Source organism: Arthrobacter roseus, from assembly GCF_016907875.1.
GTDB lineage: Bacteria > Actinomycetota > Actinomycetes > Actinomycetales > Micrococcaceae > Arthrobacter_J > Arthrobacter_J roseus.
This window is the reverse complement of record NZ_JAFBCU010000001.1, coordinates 1,487,743-1,506,380: the sequence shown is the minus strand read 5'-3', so window position 1 is coordinate 1,506,380 and position 18,638 is coordinate 1,487,743. Positions and strand designations below refer to the sequence as shown.

The 18,638-nt window shown below is 59.0% G+C and carries 13 protein-coding genes and 1 rRNA gene; all 14 read right to left on the bottom strand.

What is annotated here, in order from left to right; all coding sequences use genetic code 11:
• Nucleotides 1-429: 429 nt before the first annotated feature.
• The 14 genes from JOE65_RS07455 to pheT all read right to left on the bottom strand — a co-directional run bounded on the left by JOE65_RS07455 (nt 430) and on the right by pheT (nt 18,638).
• Nucleotides 430-1,952: ribosomal RNA gene (locus JOE65_RS07455) — 16S ribosomal RNA — on the bottom strand.
• A 573-nt stretch (nt 1,953-2,525) separates the two neighbouring features.
• A complete protein-coding gene (gene tyrS, locus JOE65_RS07450) occupies nt 2,526-3,869 on the bottom strand; it encodes a tyrosine--tRNA ligase (RefSeq protein ID WP_420827494.1) in 1,344 nt (447 codons plus the stop codon).
• A gap of 52 nt (nt 3,870-3,921) precedes the next feature.
• Nucleotides 3,922-6,180: a HelD family protein gene (locus JOE65_RS07445; protein ID WP_205162616.1), complete on the bottom strand. Its 2,259-nt coding sequence runs from the start codon at nt 6,178-6,180 to the stop codon at nt 3,922-3,924.
• 83 nt (nt 6,181-6,263) lie between these two features.
• Nucleotides 6,264-6,818 (bottom strand): adenine phosphoribosyltransferase, encoded by a 555-nt coding sequence (locus JOE65_RS07440; RefSeq protein WP_205162615.1) that lies wholly within the window; start codon nt 6,816-6,818, stop codon nt 6,264-6,266.
• Between the two features lie 25 nt (nt 6,819-6,843).
• Nucleotides 6,844-7,467, bottom strand: a complete 624-nt coding sequence (locus tag JOE65_RS07435; RefSeq protein ID WP_205162614.1) for a DNA-3-methyladenine glycosylase — start codon at nt 7,465-7,467, stop codon at nt 6,844-6,846.
• 68 nt (nt 7,468-7,535) lie between these two features.
• The gene (argH, locus tag JOE65_RS07430) at nt 7,536-8,960 is read right to left on the bottom strand and encodes an argininosuccinate lyase (protein ID WP_205162613.1); all 1,425 of its coding nucleotides are present in this window, start codon (nt 8,958-8,960) and stop codon (nt 7,536-7,538) included.
• Nucleotides 8,957-10,159 (bottom strand): argininosuccinate synthase, encoded by a 1,203-nt coding sequence (locus tag JOE65_RS07425; RefSeq protein WP_205162612.1) that lies wholly within the window; start codon nt 10,157-10,159, stop codon nt 8,957-8,959. Before JOE65_RS07425 ends, argH begins: the two co-directional genes overlap by 4 nt.
• Before the next feature lie 71 nt (nt 10,160-10,230).
• A complete protein-coding gene (locus tag JOE65_RS07420) occupies nt 10,231-10,749 on the bottom strand; it encodes an arginine repressor (RefSeq protein ID WP_205162611.1) in 519 nt (172 codons plus the stop codon).
• Entirely contained in the window at nt 10,746-11,711 is a 966-nt protein-coding gene (argF, locus tag JOE65_RS07415) for an ornithine carbamoyltransferase (RefSeq protein WP_205162610.1), read from the bottom strand. Before argF ends, JOE65_RS07420 begins: the two co-directional genes overlap by 4 nt.
• The gene (locus JOE65_RS07410; protein WP_205164077.1) at nt 11,708-12,856 is read right to left on the bottom strand and encodes an acetylornithine transaminase; all 1,149 of its coding nucleotides are present in this window, start codon (nt 12,854-12,856) and stop codon (nt 11,708-11,710) included. Before JOE65_RS07410 ends, argF begins: the two co-directional genes overlap by 4 nt.
• Before the next feature lie 35 nt (nt 12,857-12,891).
• A complete protein-coding gene (gene argB, locus JOE65_RS07405; protein WP_239536971.1) occupies nt 12,892-13,788 on the bottom strand; it encodes an acetylglutamate kinase in 897 nt (298 codons plus the stop codon).
• A 28-nt stretch (nt 13,789-13,816) separates the two neighbouring features.
• Nucleotides 13,817-14,968 (bottom strand): bifunctional glutamate N-acetyltransferase/amino-acid acetyltransferase ArgJ, encoded by a 1,152-nt coding sequence (argJ, locus tag JOE65_RS07400; RefSeq protein ID WP_205164076.1) that lies wholly within the window; start codon nt 14,966-14,968, stop codon nt 13,817-13,819.
• Between the two features lie 23 nt (nt 14,969-14,991).
• Nucleotides 14,992-16,023 (bottom strand): N-acetyl-gamma-glutamyl-phosphate reductase, encoded by a 1,032-nt coding sequence (gene argC, locus JOE65_RS07395; protein ID WP_205162608.1) that lies wholly within the window; start codon nt 16,021-16,023, stop codon nt 14,992-14,994.
• Between the two features lie 71 nt (nt 16,024-16,094).
• A complete protein-coding gene (gene pheT, locus JOE65_RS07390; protein WP_205162607.1) occupies nt 16,095-18,638 on the bottom strand; it encodes a phenylalanine--tRNA ligase subunit beta in 2,544 nt (847 codons plus the stop codon).

Here is an 18,638-nt window from a genome sequence, read left to right as displayed (position 1 = left end):
TCTTAGAAATTGCTTCTTTTACAAGATGCTCGCGTCCACTATGTAGTTCTCAAACAACAACCCCAAACCCCACCAACAAACACATCACACAGACATGCCTACCAGTCAAGGACAGGAACAAACAGAAACAACACCCACCAACCAATGAACCCCACACCCAAAAGATGCGAAACCACCAACCAATGAACCTGTTGCCTCAAAACCCAATAGCGTGCCAAACGCATACGCCCCACCGAACGAATCCACAGCTTTCCACAACTCCCTCAAAGGAAGCCCGTACTCACCACAACCCGAACACTACGACGCGACTATCTGTTGATATTCCACCCTTGAGCACCCACCAGGAAACAAACGTCCCTGCAATGAGTAACCTCACAACCACCTGACCACCACCAGTTGGCGATGCGATGTATTGCAAATGCTCCTTAGAAAGGAGGTGATCCAGCCGCACCTTCCGGTACGGCTACCTTGTTACGACTTAGTCCCAATCGCCAGTCCCACCTTCGACGGCTCCCTCCCACAAGGGGTTAGGCCACCGGCTTCGGGTGTTACCAACTTTCGTGACTTGACGGGCGGTGTGTACAAGGCCCGGGAACGTATTCACCGCAGCGTTGCTGATCTGCGATTACTAGCGACTCCGACTTCATGGGGTCGAGTTGCAGACCCCAATCCGAACTGAGACCGGCTTTTTGGGATTAGCTCCACCTCACAGTATCGCAACCCTTTGTACCGGCCATTGTAGCATGCGTGAAGCCCAAGACATAAGGGGCATGATGATTTGACGTCGTCCCCACCTTCCTCCGAGTTGACCCCGGCAGTCTCCTATGAGTCCCCACCATCACGTGCTGGCAACATAGAACGAGGGTTGCGCTCGTTGCGGGACTTAACCCAACATCTCACGACACGAGCTGACGACAACCATGCACCACCTGTGAACCGGCCGCAAGCGGGGCACCTGTCTCCAGGTGTTTCCAGTCCATGTCAAGCCTTGGTAAGGTTCTTCGCGTTGCATCGAATTAATCCGCATGCTCCGCCGCTTGTGCGGGCCCCCGTCAATTCCTTTGAGTTTTAGCCTTGCGGCCGTACTCCCCAGGCGGGGCACTTAATGCGTTAGCTACGGCGCGGAAAACGTGGAATGTCCCCCACACCTAGTGCCCAACGTTTACGGCATGGACTACCAGGGTATCTAATCCTGTTCGCTCCCCATGCTTTCGCTCCTCAGCGTCAGTTAATGCCCAGAGACCTGCCTTCGCCATCGGTGTTCCTCCTGATATCTGCGCATTTCACCGCTACACCAGGAATTCCAGTCTCCCCTACATCACTCTAGTCTGCCCGTACCCACTGCAGACCCGGGGTTGAGCCCCGGGCTTTCACAGCAGACGCGACAAACCGCCTACGAGCTCTTTACGCCCAATAATTCCGGACAACGCTTGCGCCCTACGTATTACCGCGGCTGCTGGCACGTAGTTAGCCGGCGCTTCTTCTGCAGGTACCGTCACTTTCGCTTCTTCCCTGCTGAAAGAGGTTTACAACCCGAAGGCATTCATCCCTCACGCGGCGTCGCTGCATCAGGCTTTCGCCCATTGTGCAATATTCCCCACTGCTGCCTCCCGTAGGAGTCTGGGCCGTGTCTCAGTCCCAGTGTGGCCGGTCACCCTCTCAGGCCGGCTACCCGTCGTCGCCTTGGTGAGCTATTACCTCACCAACAAGCTGATAGGCCGCGAGTCCATCCAAAACCAAAATTCTTTCCACAATCCACCATGCGGTGAAAAGTCATATCCAGTATTAGACCCAGTTTCCCAGGCTTATCCCAGAGTTAAGGGCAGGTTACTCACGTGTTACTCACCCGTTCGCCACTAATCCACCCAGCAAGCTAGGCATCATCGTTCGACTTGCATGTGTTAAGCACGCCGCCAGCGTTCGTCCTGAGCCAGGATCAAACTCTCCGTAAATGATTACTACAGACACAACACCACCACCCGGGAAAACGGGTAACAGCATTGCACTAAATTCAACCTCAGCTAAAAAAGTCATAGCCACCACACGGGGTGTGGCACCACAACCAAATCAACCAATAAATAATTGGTATCAACAAACTTGGCACACTATTGAGTTCTCAAACAACAGGCACTTCCGAATACTACAGGAATTCAACAATCTGAATTCTTTATTCTCCGTAGCGACTTATCTAAACTTATTCTATTCATATTCGCTCTGTCAAATCCGCTTTTCTCGCGGTATTTCTAGAACTACCATGAATTCCCCATGGCCCATCACAGTAATTCCTCCAGGACGCACGTCGTCCAACGGATGTACTGTGAAGGTTTTGGGGTTGGTCTCCGTCTCTGCTTTGCGGTTTTCACTGCGTGGCTGCGGCGACTTAGAAGACAATACACGTCCGGTTCGATGGGGGCAAATCGTCTGCATCAGCACGCATGGATGTGCCTCCGAGTATCAGCGAGGAAATGAGAAATCGCCGGAACTCGGTGGCAAATTCCCCGAGTTGCCGACGTTTCTTATCGTTTCTAGGACTCGACCTCGACCACCGCAAGGGTGCGTTTCCCTCGACGCAGGAGCAAGTATCGCCCGTGGAGCAGATCTGTACGGTCGATCACAGCATGTGGGTCAGTGATTTTAACATTGTTCACATACGCGCCACCCTCGCCCACGGTACGACGGGCAGCGGACAGGCTGGCAGTGAGTTGGGAAACCACGAGCAGATTGAGAACTGACAAGTCCTTGCCTCCGATAGCGACCCGTGAAATTTCGGAAGTAGCCGCTACCAGTGTCGCTTCGTCCAGGAGATCTAGGTCTGCTTTTCCAAACAACGCTGCCGAGGCATCAATGACTTTTTGAGTTGCCTCTTCCCCATGGACCAAAGAGGTGACGTAGAACGCAAGTACACGCTGCGCCTCACGGGCATGTGGTCGCTCCTCAACCGCTCTCGCCAGGGCGTCAATCTCGTCACGTGTTTTGAAGGTGAACACTTTCAGCAAACTGATGACGTCGGCGTCGGCTGAGTTCAACCAGAACTGGTACATGGTGAACGGCGAACACATGTTCGCATCCAGCCAGATAGCGTTGCCCTCGCTCTTGCCGAACTTTGTACCGTCAGAGTTGGTAATAAGCGGTGTACCGAAAGCCTGAACCTGTTTGCCCTCAACTTTGCGAATCAGCTCAGTACCGCTGGTGAGATTTCCCCACTGATCAGATCCGCCTGTCTGAAGGAGGCAGCCGTACTGCCGATAAAGTTCCAGATAATCCATGCCCTGAAGAATCTGGTAGCTGAATTCCGTGTAGCTGATACCTTCGTCCGAACTCAGTCTGGAGGCAACATTGTCCTTCTTGATCATGGTCCCGACCCGGAAATGTTTTCCAATGTCCCGCAAGAAGTCGATAGCGCTCATGGGTGCGGTCCAGTCCAGATTGTTGACCATGCGGGCGGCGTTCTCGCCATCGAATGACAGGAACCGAGCTACCTGCCCTTGGAGGTAGCCCACCCATTCTGCAACCGTTTCCTTGGGATTCATAGAGCGCTCGGCGGTTGGGCGCGGATCCCCCACCATGCCTGTTGAACCACCTACCAGCCCCAATGGATGGTGACCAGCCAACTGCAGTCGACGCATGGTCAGCAGCTGCACCAAGTTTCCCAAGTGAAGACTTGGGGCAGTCGGATCAAAGCCGCAATAGTAGGTAATCGGTGCGCCGGACAGCATCTGCTCAAGCTGTGCCTCATCCGTGGAGACGTGAACGAGTCCACGCCATTTCAACTCCTGCCAAACATTTTCGAACGTAGCGTCGTTCGACTGGCCCTCGAGCAACGAACTGGCGGCGGGTTTTTGCGATTGATCCTCAGTAGTTTGCAGCACGTCTACCAAATTAGCGCATTTGACTGGACAGGGCCGAAGAATCAGTTATGTGTCAGGTGCGGATCCCTGCAGGTATCCCCTTCGCGCCGATCAACCGCAGCCGCTGAGTTGGGCGCGTCATGGCCACGTACAGATCACCAACGAGCCCTCCGCCACCGGAAAGCAATTCAGCGGGCTCCAGAACCACGACAGCATCGAACTCCAGGCCCTTTGCATTCGCCGGTGTCGTGACGATGATGTCTTGTTCGTAGCCGCCAGCGCCCGTGCCAGCCCGCGCTCCGTACGCGTCCCGGAGCGCGGCCAGAACCGGCCCTTGGAAATGCTCCTGCCCGACGACGGCCACAAGCCCGCCCTCGATGGCAGCAAGATCTTCTGGCAACGTCTGCAAGAGCCGGGACACGACCTCACCTTCGGAAACCTCGTCCACGAACGTATCCCATTTGCCGTCACGGACAGCTTTCGGCGCGGAGACAACCAATCCGGCGGCGTTTGCCATCCGAACGGCAGCCTCAGCGATTTGCATCGGAGTCCGGTAATTGACCGTCAGTTCCTCCTGACGCCACCTTTCACCCACGAACGGTTCCAGCGCTTGCTGCCACGATCGGGCGCCGGCGGCCGAAGACGTCTGTGCAATATCTCCGACGATCGTGAATGATTTCATCGGGCACCTGCGCATTAGCATGCGCCACTGCATAGGTGATAGTTCCTGGGCCTCATCGACAACAACATGACCAAAAGCCCACGCCCTGTCCTGCGAAGCCCGCTCCGCAGACGAGAACCTCGACTCCGCCACTGCGTTGTGTTCGGCCAATGCTTCAGCCGAGAGCATGCCGTCGACGCCGGAATCAGCCATGGACTGTCCCATGTTCTCAATGGCCTGGACCGCGTTAGTAACATTGCGCTTGCGTTCCTGCTCCTCTGCCGCCTTATCTCGCCCACCGGTTGGGTCCAGCTCCCCCAGCAGCTCGGCTGCCTCGTCCAGTAACGGAATGTCCGGCTCGGTCCATGACGAACCGGGCGGACGAAGCAGCAGCTGAACCTCTTCCGGGCTGAGCGTCGGGGCTGCAGCGGCTAGGAGTGCTGCCTTTGAGAGCAGCTCGTCGATGAGCTTCTGCGGAGTCAGCGGCATCCACGCCAGGTTCAGCGCCACCCGTACATCCCGCGAGGAACGAACATCTTCGGCCAGGTACGACCTGTCCGCGTTGTTGCCGGCACCGGAAGACTCCTCCAGTTGCTCGGTCAACGCCTCAGTGAGATCGCGCAGGAGAATCTTGACAAATGTAGTGCGTGCCTCATTATGCGGTTTTCCGGTTGCACGGGCCTTGTCTCTGGCCCTGCGCACCTGTTTCGGCGTCAACGTCAGAATTGTTCCTTCAACGTTCAAGCGCTTTGGTTCAGCAGGAATGCGCTGCCGATTGGCCACCGCAGCCGCCACGACGCCAGCCATGGACGCCCGGCCCTTGATTTCGGCGGTCGCATCGTTTGGTTCATTGACTGCGCTAATTCCCGGATACAGATGACCGACGCTAGACATCACGACTCCGGTCTCGCCCAGCGAAGGCAGCACACGTTCGATGTACTGCATGAAGGCATCTGATGGCCCAACCAGCAGCACCCCGGCGGACTTCAGACGGTCGCGATAGGTGTAGAGCAAATACGCTGCGCGATGGAGTGCGACGGCGGTCTTTCCCGTTCCCGGCCCGCCCTGAACGACGAGTACACCGGGCAGGGGAGCACGAATGATACGGTCCTGTTCGGACTGAATAGTTCCGACAATGTCCGACATCCGCCCGGTCCGTCTTGCGTCCAGCGCCGCGAGCAGCGCGCCTTCACCCTGCAACGAGGACTCGTCGTCGAGCCTTGCCGCATCGAGAATGTCATCTTCGATGGCACGAACGTTCCGTCCCTTGAGGATCAGATGACGACGGCGCCAGACACCCTGACGCTCGAAAGCCGTGGCCTGATAAAACGTACCTGCCTCCGGTGCGCGCCAGTCCACCATGAGCCGTTGCAGACTTTCAGTAGACAGCCCGATGCGCCCGATGTATCGCTTCTCGCCGTCGTCCAGGTCAAGCCGCCCAAACACCAACCGGTCATCCACCGCATTGAGCTGCGCCAAACGGTCCTCATACATCGTGGCGAAGGCATCGCGCTCAGACCGGTTCTGGTGAGAACCCGACGACGAAGAGCGGCGAATCTGGGCCAGTTGGGAGTGCTTTTCATCCCGCAATTCATCCAGACGAGCGTAGAGCCCATCGACGTACTCGCGCTCCTGCGCAAGCTCGACGCGGGCTGAATATGTTTCCTGCATGTGGCAATCCCTCTCGCAAAGGCGGACCGTCCCCTCTCGCAAAGGCGGACCGTCAATGATACTCCGGGAAAGGTGCTTTACCGCTATCCGCGCACCAGCGAACGGACGCGGCGCCCGGCCAGTGCTGCTCGCCCTCTCAGCTCCCCGAGTTCAAGGACGACACCAAAGCCAGCAACATGCACATCCGCCCGTTCAAAAAGGCGGGATGCTGCGGCGAGTGTTCCCCCCGTGGCTAACACGTCGTCCAGGATAAGCACCCTCGTTCCAGGACGGAGATCATCACGATGGATCTCAAGTGCGGCGCTGCCATACTCAAGTTCGTAGGGCTCGGAGAAAACACGCCTCGGGAGCTTTCCGGGCTTCCGCACGGTGATCAAGCCGCACTCACTGGCGTAGGCGGCCGCGGATGCCAGCAGAAACCCACGGGCTTCAACGCCCGCGATGGCGTCGAACTGCCCTTCAAAGGGTGTGATCAATGCATCGACAACAGCCCGCAGAGCAGGCCCATCAGCAAAGACCGGGGTGAGGTCCCGGAACTCGATGCCAGGCTTGGGGTAATCCGCCACGCTGACACAGAGCCGGCTAACGATCTCTTCGACGGACTCGGTATTCCTGATTGATCCGATGGTCTGATTCACCCGTCCACTCTACTGGGCTCGTGCGTCATTGCTTGCTCCGGTTCCGTGAGGACGCGGCGCGGTAGGCAGAGACCGTCGGCTCGCCCGTGATCCAGAAGCGCCAGGGGTACTCCGTCGAACCGCCCTCACCGTTGACCCCCACCCTCGGTCCTGTGCTGATTGACGACGACGGCACCGGAACCTCCGGCAAACTCAGGACCACTTCCGGCCCACTAACGGCTAGCCCATTATGGGACAAGTCCAGCCCCAGCGCTTGGGCGAAGTTAGCAGGGCCGCGCGCCAATGTTCGCTCTTGAACCGGGTGCCGTCGTCGTTCACGTGCCGTCTCAAGTCCGGTGAGTACCTCACCACCACGCAGTAACACCGCGGTTGCGGTTCCATTGGGGCCACAAACGATGTTCGTACAGTGATGTATCCCGTAGGTGAAATAGACGTAGAGTCTTCCTGCTGGACCGAACATCACCGCGTTACGGGTGGTTCTGCCCTTGAACGCATGCGATCCCGGATCCCTCGAACCAAAATAAGCCTCGACTTCGGTGATCCGGATGGATACCTCACGGCCCTCACTGGTGCGGCTGAGGACGCTTCCCAGCAGCATCGGGGCAACGTCCGGTCCAGCCCCCGCCAGAATTTTTTCCACGTTAGTCATGGACACGAGCTTTCTAAATTGCGTGTTGCCAGAGTATTGAGCAGCAAGGACATCCGGTTGAGATACCACTAGTCGTGGGTGAACGGCCTGACCTCGCGGAGTTGCTCTGCAAGCGCCTCCAGCTGCCGTTCTACCGCAGCTGCTGCGGTGCCTCCCTGTGAAGAGCGACTGTCCAACGAACCCTTGACGGTCAAAACGTCCCGGACACCCGGAGTCAGGTGTGGCGAGATGCCAGCGTAGTCGTCATCGCTCAGGTCCCATAGTTCCTCGCTGCGACTCTCAGCCAGCCGCACCGCAGCCCCGGAGAGTTCGTGAGCTTCGCGGAAGGGAACGCCCTGACGGACCAGCCACTCCGCAATGTCCGTTGCCAGCGCAAAGCCCTGAGGCGCGAGTTCAGCCATTCGATCTGTGTTGAACCTCAACGTGGCGATCATTCCGGATACGGCCGGTAGCAGCAGCTCCAGCGTGTCCGTTGCGTCGAAGACTGGTTCCTTGTCCTCCTGCAGATCGCGGTTATAGGCAAGTGGCAGCCCCTTCAGCGTCGCCAGAAGTCCGGTGAGGTTACCGATGAGTCGCCCTGCCTTTCCGCGGGCGAGCTCTGCCACATCCGGGTTTTTCTTCTGCGGCATGATGGAGGATCCTGTCGAATACGAATCGTCCAAGGTGACGAACGAGAATTCCTTCGTGGCCCACAGGATGACTTCTTCGCTGATCCGGGACAGGTCCACCCCGATCATGGAAGCAACCCACAGATACTCCGCATAAACGTCCCGTGACGCAGTACCGTCAATCGAGTTGTGCACTGCGGATGTGAAGCCCAGCTCCGTGGCGACTGCCACAGGATCCAGCCCAAGCGAAGAGCCTGCTAGCGCCCCCGATCCGTAAGGTGAAACGGCAGCTCTGCGGTCCCAGTCCTGCAAGCGCTGAACGTCGCGGAGCAGCGCCCACGCATGGGCCAATAAGTGATGGCTCAGCAGGACCGGCTGCGCATGCTGAAGATGGGTACGGCCAGGCATGGCTGCGCCGAGATGTGTCCTGGCCTGTTCCACGAGCGCATCGATGGTCCCCAGAACTCCCCCGGCAACAATGCGCGAGTGGTCCCGGAGGAACATTCGTCCCAGCGTGGCAATCTGATCATTGCGTGAACGGCCGGCTCTCAGCTTGCCGCCGAGCTGTGCGCCTGCCCGCTCAATGAGACCGCGTTCCAGCGAACCGTGCACGTCCTCGTCGGATTCTGCCGCGGTGTAGGCGCCGGAAGTGACGTCGTCGTCGAGCGCGTCGAGGGCGTCGAGCATGCCGTCGAGTTCATCGGCGCTCAGCAGTCCGGCTGTGTGGAGGACTCGAGCATGGGCCCGCGATCCCGCAATGTCATACTTCGCCAATCGCCAGTCGAAGTCGGTGGACTTACTCAATGCTTTGAGCGCGTTCGCGGGACCTCCCGCAAATCGTCCGCCCCACAGTGCACCGGCGTTCGTTCCCTGCGCCTCACTCACTGTGCAGCCCGCTGGTCCCGCCCGGAAGCTACCTTGGAGGACAGGCCGAAGATCTCGATGAATCCGCGTGCCATGGACTGATCGAAGCTGTCGCCGGTGTCGTACGTGGCTAAATCGAAATCGTAGAGTGCAGTTTCCGAACGCCTACCGGTCACCGTGGCGCGGCCGCCGTGCATCTCGAGACGGATGTCACCGTTGACGTGCTCCTGAGTGTCTTCGATGAACGCATCGAGGGAACGCTTCAATGGTGAGAACCACTGGCCGTCATACACGAGTTCGGTCCACCGTTGGCCAACCGTCATTTTGAACCGGGCCTGCTCACGTTCGATGGTGACGTTCTCAAGTTCCTTGTGCGCAGCGATCAGTGCCATCGCGCCCGGCGCCTCGTAGATTTCGCGGCTCTTGATACCGACGAGCCTGTCCTCCACAATGTCTATCCGGCCGATCCCCTGAGCGCCTGCCCTGCGGTTCATTTCTTGAATGATCTGCAGGGGCGAATATCCAACGCCATCGAGTGCAACCGGGACGCCCTTGCGGAACGTGATAATCACTTCGTCCGCGACAGGGGGAAAGGTGGGATCGTCGGTGTAGTTGTACACATCCTTGGTGGGTGCGTTCCAGATGTCTTCCAGGAATCCGGTTTCCACTGCGCGGCCCCACACGTTCTGGTCAATGGAGAATGGGTTCTTCTTGGTGGTTTCGATCGGTAGGTTGTTCTTCTCCGCAAAATCGATTGCCTTGTCCCGGGTCAGTGCCAAGTCGCGGACCGGAGCAATGCATTTGAGGTCGGGGCCCAGAGTCTGGATACCCACCTCGAACCGGACCTGGTCATTACCCTTGCCGGTGCAGCCATGAGACACGGTCGTGGCCCCGAACTGACGCGCTGCGGCCACGAGGTGCTTGACAATCACCGGACGCGAAATCGCGGACACCAGCGGATACGCATCCATGTAGAGACCATTCGCTTTCAGCGCCGGCATGCAGTATTCCGTTGCGAATTCTTCCCGGGCATCTGCCACGTAGGCCTCAACAGCGCCGCAGTCCAGCGCCCGTTGGCGGATGGTTTCCAGCGATTCACCGCCCTGTCCGACGTCGACGGCGACTGCGATGACCTCAGCCTTCGTGGCTTCGGCGATCCAGCCGATGGCCACTGAGGTGTCCAGCCCGCCCGAATAGGCGAGAACAATGCGTTCTTTCACGACGTACTCCTAGATGTGCGTTAATTCACGACGATAAACCCTTATGAATTACAATACATGATTGTGAGTATCTATTCACTCCAAGTGCGGTCTCGACTCCCTGCCATCGAGAGAAACCGCTCGGCCATCGACTGCCCTCCGTGCGGATCACGGCAGATCAACATCACGGTGTCGTCACCAGCCAGAGTCCCCAGTAGAGACGGCATAACCGAATGATCGATCGCCAACGCGAGAAAATTAGCGGCACCCGGAGGAGTCCTCAGAACGACAATATTCGCTGATGCCTCTGCAGTCACAAGCAGCTCAGAACACAACCGGGTCAACCGTGTGTCCAGAACTTCCCGTGACAGGCTGCTCTGCAACGACCGCTCACCCCCCTCGGCTGGAACGGCATAGACCAGCGACCCGTCTTCGCTGCGCACCCGGAGCGCACGCAGCTCCACCAGATCGCGCGAGAGGGTCGCCTGCGTGACCTGAACGCCGTCGTCCGCAAGACGCGCCGCCAAATCCGCCTGCGAATGCACCGATTCAGACGAAAGGATGGCACTGATCTGTGCCTGTCGTGCTGTCTTGGTAGCCGGTGCCGTCATCGTAAAATCCCCGCCTGAGTGCTAGCTCTTGCATGGTTCAGTAACCACACGAGAAGGGCCTTCTGCACGTGAAGACGATTCTCCGCCTCATCCCAGACGACTGACTGCGGGCCATCGATCACATCGGCAGAGACTTCATACCCGCGGTAGGCAGGCAGACAGTGCAGAACAATCGCCCCGGGGTCCGCAAGGCTCATCGCCTCCGCATCCAGAGAATAGCCGGCGAAGAGTGTCCTGCGCTCCGCCGTTTCATCCTCCTGCCCCATGGAGACCCAGGTGTCCGTCGCGACGACGTCGGCTCCCCTGAGCGCTTCCGCCGCATCCGTTGTGACAACTACCGAACCCCCAGTCTCATCTGCCCTCGTCGTAGCGGCTGAAACAACGCTGGCGGCCGGAAGGTAGCCGTCCGGACCGGCTACTCGCACGTGCATCCCGGCGGTGGCACATGCGAGCAGGTAAGAGTTGGCCATATTGTTGGCTGCATCTCCAACGTAAGCAAGGGTGAGCCCCTGAAGATCGCCCTTGTGCTCGCGGATGGTGAGGAGATCTGCCAGAAGCTGACACGGGTGGTAATCGTCGGAGAGCGCGTTGATGACCGGCACCACTGAATGATTAGCCATCTCCTCCAGCCCCTCTTGGCCGAAGGTGCGCCAGACGATAGCCGAGACCATACGTGCCAGGACTCGAGCGGAATCCGCAACCGATTCTTTGTGCCCAATTTGAGATTCCCCGGGATTGATGATGAGAGGGTTCCCGCCGAGTTGGGCGATTCCAGATGAAAAAGACACTCGTGTCCGAGTGGAGGTCTTGTCAAAAATGACGGCCACAGTCTGCGCGCCGCCTGGTTCCCCCGCCAACGCCAATTGGGAGAACGGCTGTACCTTCAGCTCCGCCGCAAGGTCAAGTACTTCCGCCTGCTCATGGGCGGCGAGGTCAGTATCGACGAGAAAATGCCGTGTCATGGTGTGGGGTCCTTCACGTCAGTCAGGAGGCGAGGCAGAGCGGTCAAGAAATCTGCCAATTGCGCCTGTTTGATAATAAGTGGTGGTGCGAGCCGAACCGTGTGCGGTCCTGTGCTGTTGATAATGAAGCCTTCTTCCAGGGCTTGAGAAACCAACCGTGGTGCGGATGCCCACTCCAGATCAAAACCAATGAGTAGCCCGCGCCCACGGACTTCCCTCACACCCGGAATTGCGGCCAGACTGAGCCGCAGCCATTCGCCCACGGCATGGGCGTGCGCGAGCAATTCAAGATCTTCGATCGTTTCGATGGTCGCGAGCGCAGCCGCCGCCGCCACCGGATTTCCTCCGAAAGTTGTCCCATGCTGCCCAGCTGTCAGGAGTCCGGACACAACGTCGCCAAACGTGATCAAAGCGCCAATTGGAAAGCCACCTCCAAGGCCCTTTGCCAGCGTGATGGCATCAGGCATAATGTCCGCCGACGCGAGCCACTGCCCGGTGCGGCCCATTCCTGTCTGCACCTCATCAACGATTAGCAGGGCACCAGACCTCTGTGTCAACCTCCGGACGAGCGCAAGATATCCCTCTGGCACAAGCCTGACGCCAGCCTCTCCCTGAATGGGTTCAAGGACGACGGCGGCGACAGTGTCATCTACGCAGCTTTCCAGTGCCTCGGCATCTCCGAACGGAATATGCTCCACCCCTGCTGGCAACGGTTCGAAGGGTTCCCTATACGCACTTTTGGCGGTAAGAGCAAGAGCCCCCATGCTCCTACCGTGGAAGGCACCGTCCATGGCAATGATGCGGTGTCGCTGGGCTGTCTGATTCCGTCGTGCCAGTTTAAAGGCGGCCTCATTGGCTTCCGTCCCAGAGTTGGCAAAGAACACCTTGGAACCGTTCGGCGCTTTGGCAATCTCCAGAAGTTTTTCTGCCAAACGTATCTGTGGCTCGGTAGCAAAGAAGTTCGACACGTGGCCAAGGGTCTGCATCTGCCGCGTGACAGCCGACGTCAGTGCAGGATGAGCATGCCCCAACGAGTTCACGGCGATACCGCCCAGGAGGTCTAGATACTTTTCTCCGTGGGTGTCCCAGACGAAGCAGCCCTCCCCCCGCACCAGAACCCGTTGGGGTGTCCCGAACACACCCATGAGCGATCGCGCGTAGCGCGGGCCGAGCTCCTCAGTCACTGCTCCCCCTCCGGGACAACCTGAGTCCCAATACCCGATTCCGTGAAAGTCTCCAGCAACATGGAATGCGCCAGCCTTCCGTCGACAATATGCGCCCGAGGGACACCTCCCTCAACGGCTCGCAGACACGCCGTCATTTTCGGAATCATGCCGGACTCAAGCCTAGGCAGCAGTCCGCGAAGTTCTGTTGTGGACAGTGATGAGATGAGCGAACTACGCTCGGGCCACCGAGCATAGAGACCCTCCACATCAGTGAGGATGACCAGCTTTGAAGCTCCAAGCGATTCGGCCAACGCGGCCGCCGCGGCGTCGGCATTGACATTGAGAACCTCTCCGGTCGCGTCGCCGTCATCCCTAGTCTCCGGAGCGATGGACGAGATAACCGGGATCCGTCCCGCGTCCAGCAAATCGTGAATCGCAGCAGGGTTGACCTGGACCACGTCCCCCACCAGACCGAGGTCCACTTCAACTCCGTCAATGGCAGTCTTTGACCGAACCGCTTCCAGAAGACGGCCGTCCTCGCCGGAGAGGCCGACGGCGTAAGCGCCGTGAGCGTTGATCATACCGATAAGGCTCCTGCCGACCTGGCCGGTGAGCACCATGCGGACAACATCCATGATCTCCGGCGTTGTGACACGAAGCCCACCGCGAAACTCAGACTCAATACCGAGGCGGTTCAACATGGCACTGATCTGGGGTCCGCCACCATGGACCACCACTGGTCGGATCCCCACGTGATGGAGAAAGACAATGTCCTGCGCAAAAGCGCGGCGCAATGAATCGCTGACCATCGCATTGCCACCGTATTTGATGACCATGGTGGTCCCGGCAAATCGCTGAATCCACGGTAACGCCTCGATCAGTGTTGCCGCTTTGTCCTGCGCTGCGAGCATGGAAGTATCCACGGCGGCATCCTTCCTGTCAGCTTGAGTAGGCCGAATTTTCCTGCACGTAATCATGCGTGAGGTCGTTGGTCCAGATGGTTGCCGACTCGGCGCCGGCCTGGAGATCAATCTCGACCGCCACATCACGCGCTCCGAGATCGACACTGGAACGGGATTCGCCAATACCGCTGTTGCGGCAAATCTGTACGCCATTGATCGTGACATTAATGGCACCGGGATCAAATGCTGCATCCGTGGTCCCGACAGCCGAGAGAATCCGTCCCCAGTTGGGATCATTTCCAAAAATTGCCGTCTTGAAGAGGCTGGATCTGGCCACTGCCCGCCCGACCACTTCGGCATCGTGCTCAGAGGCAGCGTTTCTCGTTGTAATGGCGATGTTGTGTGCAGCGCCCTCCGCGTCGCGGATCAGCTGCGACGCCAGATCTGCGCAGACCTCAGTGAGCCCACGAGTAAACTCCGCAACATTCGGGGTTGTCGTCGCCGCACCGGATGCCAGCAAGACGACGGTGTCGTTCGTTGACATGCAGCCGTCTGAATCCGTCCGGTCAAACGTCACCCGTGTCGCCTCGCGAAGGGCCGTATCGAGTTCCACATGTCCGAGGGCTGCGTCCGTGGTGAGGACAACGAGCATGGTGGCCAGTCCGGGCGCGAGCATTCCCGCGCCCTTTGCCATCCCCCCAATGGTGTATCCGACGCCGGAGACAAAAGTCTGTTTTGCCACCGTGTCCGTTGTCATGATGGCAGCTGCTGCATCAGCACCACCTTCAGACCCAAGCAGTCTGGAAGCCGCAGTTACGCCCGGCAGGAGTTTGTGCATCGGCAACGGTTCGCCGATAAGGCCCGTGGAGCACACCAGAACATCGGTGGCTGAGACCCCGAGTAAAGATGCAATAGTCTCTGCTGTTAACTGAGCGTCCCGGAATCCCTGCGCACCCGTGCACGCATTAGCCCCACCGGAATTGAGAACCACGGCATGTGCCGTGCCTGCACGGGCGACTTCCCTGGACCAGACGACAGGAGCGGCCACGATCCTGTTGGACGTGAACACCGCCGCACATGCCTGTAGCGGGCCGTCGTTGACAACAAGAGCCACGTCACGTCCGCCGCTGGATTTGAGCCCCGCCGAAACACCAGTTGCAACAAAGCCGTGCGGCGCGCAGACTCCCACAGGCCGATCCGACGATACGGCACTCATGGCGCAACCCCAGCGTGCAGTAACCCCGTTGACTCCGGCAACCCAAGAACAAGATTCATACACTGCACGGCACCGCCGGCTGTACCCTTGGTCAGGTTGTCCACCACCGCGCAGACCACCACTCGGCCCGTATGCGCGTCAAAAGCGAGCTGGAGCGCCACGTGATTTGATCCAAGGACAGATTTGGTGCCCGGCCACTGACCCTCTGGCAGGACTGTCACAAATTCCTCAGTTCCGTAGGTTTCAGACCACGTCCGGCGCAGCCGTTCTGCCGTGACTCCCGGCTTAACCCGCGCAGTAGCTGTCGTCAGGATACCGCGGGCCATGGGCGCCAGCGTCGGCGTGAACGACAGTGTGACTGGTTCGCCAGCGACGGCAGAAAGACCCTGCTCAATCTCTGGAGTGTGCCGGTGCCCACCACCCACACCATAAGGAGTCATCCCACCCATAGTTTCAGCCCCCAGAAGGTGCTGCTTTGCAGCCCTGCCCGCACCGGAGGTCCCCGAAGCCGAGACCACGACGACGTCGTCCGGTTCTAAAAGGCCAGCAGCAAAACCTGGTGCCAATGCCAGAAGCGCACCCGTTGGGAAACACCCTGGAACTGCTATGCGCCGTTCATTCTTGAGTAGGTCTCTGAAACCGGGCAACTCAGGTAATCCGTAGGGCCACGTGCCAGCATGCGGCGAGCCATAGAACTCCTGCCACACTCGTGCGTCGCGCAGACGGAAGTCCGCCCCTGCGTCGATGACTACTGTGTCACTATCCAGTCCGGCAACGATCTCTGCACTCGCTCCGTGAGGTAGAGCAAGAAACACGACATCGTGGCCGCGGAGATTGGCGACCGTAGTCTTTTCAACCTGACGGTCGCGCAGCCGGTGCAGATGCGGCTGGAGGGTACCGAGCGTTGTTCCGGCGTTGCTGTGGGCCGTCACCGCTCCGATGGACACATGAGGATGGGCGGACAGCAGACGGAGGACTTCGCCACCCGCATATCCACTTGCCCCCGACACTGCTACGGAATATGTCATAGTGACACTCTAACGCCTTTTTATTCGCTAGTTCGAATAAGTATTCAGCTCTAGCTCAAGGAGGTCACGCGCTATCGCTGAACCGCTCCGAACCGTTCCACCGCCAATTCGACCGCAGCAGATCTTGCTTCGCTGGCCTCGTCCGCCGTCAAAGTTCGATCAAACGCACGAAACCGTAGCCCGAAAGCCAACGACTTTCTGCCTTCACCTATCGCTGAACCCGCATAGACATCAAAGAGTCGGACGTCCTCGAGTAACTCACCCGCACCCTCGCGCAGCGTCTCACGCACAGCCTCGGCTGGCACATCCGCCGGCACCACGAGGGCAACGTCCTGGGTGGCCACCGGATACGTGGAAATAGTCCTGGCCACCACAACATCTGCGGCAGCATCAACCAACACGTCAACGTTGAGCTCCATGGCAGCCATCCGCTCCGGAAGCCCCCGCTTGGCCAGTAACTTTGGATGAAGCTCTCCCGCATAACCCACGAACTCACCAGACCTCAGCGAAAGGGCCGCCGTTCGTCCGGGGTGAAATGCTTGATGCGTACCTTGGCTAATCACCAGCTCCACTCCCAGAACATCTCCGACAAGCCGCGCCACATCAAGGGCATCGCTCCAGTCCTGCATTCGCGGCGCGTGGTCAAAACCAGCGGCCGAGTCGTATCCGGCCATCACCGCTGCGATGTGCAATGGCTGATTCGGGACACCGTCCAGCAAGGCATCCAGAACGTCGTCGGCCGGTAACCTACCCGATGCAGGCAGGACGGCAGAACCCAGCTCACCCTCCGGAAGCACCACTTGGCCAGCCTCGTACAGAGCAAGATCACGAAAACCGCGGGCGTGATTACGCCGTGCCACATCCAGCAGCCCCGGCAGGATCGATGTGCGCAGGAACCCCTGCTCGTCACTGAGCGGATTAGCCAGTCTGACGGCTCGACGCTCCGCCCCCAGCGTAGCGACCCCAAACACGTCGTTGTCCTGTTTAGTCACAAACGGATAGGAAAGCACCTCAGTCAGACCAGAATCGGCTAGTGCCTGCAAGAGGCGGCGGCGCTGCTGCTGAACGCGCGTCAAACCACGACCGGGTGGCGCCGTAGGCAGCGTCGAAGGGATGGTTTCATAACCAGACAACCGTGCGATTTCTTCGACGAGATCCTCTTTGATGCGCAGGTCCATTCGCCAACTTGGAGGCGTCACTCGGAAGCCGCCGTCATGCTCCACCACCACTGCACCGAGGTCCTCCAATGCGTCCCGAACCTCATGGGCAGCGAAAACCCTACCAACCAGTTGCGTGGCGAAGTCTGGCGGCAGATCTATGACGACCTGACCGGGCTCCATACCGACATCCGTCACCCCGTCATCGACAGTTCCTCCGCCAAGCTGCGTGAGTAGCTCCACCACACGTTGGGCCGCCACGTCTGCGATCTGCCAATCCACGCCGCGCTCAAAACGCTTGGACGCTTCAGACGGCAACTTGTGACGGCGGCGCGCGCGGGCGATTCCAATGGGATCAAAATGCGCGGACTCCACGAGTACATCACGGGTAGAACCGGACACCTCGGTGGCAGCACCGCCCATGACACCAGCAATGCCCAAGGGGCCCGAGCCGTCTGCGATGAGCAAGTCCTCCTCATGCAGAGAGCGGACTTTCTCATCCAGAGTTGTCAACGTCTCACCCGGATGAGCGCGACGAACGACAATCGTGCCCTCAAGCTTATCGAGGTCATAGCAGTGCGTGGGCTGGCCCAGCTCAAGCATGACGTAATTGGACACATCCACCGGCAATGACACTGACCGCATACCAGCTAGACGCAGGCGCGATGACATCCACGGTGGAGTTGGGCGGGAAGGATCCATGCCCCTGACGACCCTCGCGACAAAACGATCACAGCCCACGTTGCCGCGGATCGGCGCAGTCTCATCCAACGTCACCGGGTAGCCTGCACCGCTGGCAACGGGACTACCGATTGCCGCGACCGGGTCCGTAAACGCAGTACCGGTGGCATGGGCGTACTCGCGAGCAACACCGCGAATGGAGAAACAATACCCGCGGTCTGGCGTCACGTTGATCTCGGCCGCTTCATCGTGAAGGGCCAGGACCTCCAGTGCGTCGGACCCGAGCTCGGGATCCAGCCCAAGTGTGGACAGCACGAGAATGCCCTCATGATCCTCGCCAATACCGAGCTCGCGGACTGAGGCAATCATGCCTGCCGAAACATGACCGTAGGTCTTGCGGGGAGAAATCCGAAAATCTCCGGGCAAGACAGAGCCAGGCAGTGTAACAACCACTTTGTCCCCGGGCTCGAAATTATGAGCCCCACACACGATGCCCTGGACCCCCGACGGATCGATCCCATCCCCGATCAATGTTTGGGTCTGGCCTTCAGGAACCACCCGAACCTGACACCAATTTATGGTTTTACCGTTCGACTGTGGTTCCTTCTCGGCCGAAAGTACTTGGCCGACTACGATGGGGCCCGTGAGCTCGTCAAGGGGCCGATGAACGTCTTCTTCCTCGAGCCCCACTCGAACCAGTTCCGCCATAACGTCTTCTGCCGTTGCATCTGTAGGAACTTGAGCGTGCTCTCGCAGCCAAGAAAGTGGGATACGCAT

Excerpts from the sequence above, each read along its gene's own strand:
- JOE65_RS07410 (WP_205164077.1), bottom strand. The coding sequence starts at position 12,856 with ATGGGTGTGTTCGGGACACCCCAACGGGTTCTGGTGCGGGGGGAGGGC.
- JOE65_RS07445 (WP_205162616.1), bottom strand. The coding sequence starts at position 6,180 with ATGCAGGAAACATATTCAGCCCGCGTCGAGCTTGCGCAGGAGCGCGAG.
- JOE65_RS07420 (WP_205162611.1), bottom strand. The coding sequence starts at position 10,749 with ATGACGGCACCGGCTACCAAGACAGCACGACAGGCACAGATCAGTGCC.
- argC (WP_205162608.1), bottom strand. The coding sequence starts at position 16,023 with ATGACATATTCCGTAGCAGTGTCGGGGGCAAGTGGATATGCGGGTGGC.
- argF (WP_205162610.1), bottom strand. The coding sequence starts at position 11,711 with ATGACACGGCATTTTCTCGTCGATACTGACCTCGCCGCCCATGAGCAG.
- JOE65_RS07435 (WP_205162614.1), bottom strand. The coding sequence starts at position 7,467 with ATGACTAACGTGGAAAAAATTCTGGCGGGGGCTGGACCGGACGTTGCC.
- pheT (WP_205162607.1), bottom strand. The coding sequence starts at position 18,638 with ATGCGTATCCCACTTTCTTGGCTGCGAGAGCACGCTCAAGTTCCTACA.
- argB (WP_239536971.1), bottom strand. The coding sequence starts at position 13,788 with ATGCTCGCAGCGCAGGACAAAGCGGCAACACTGATCGAGGCGTTACCG.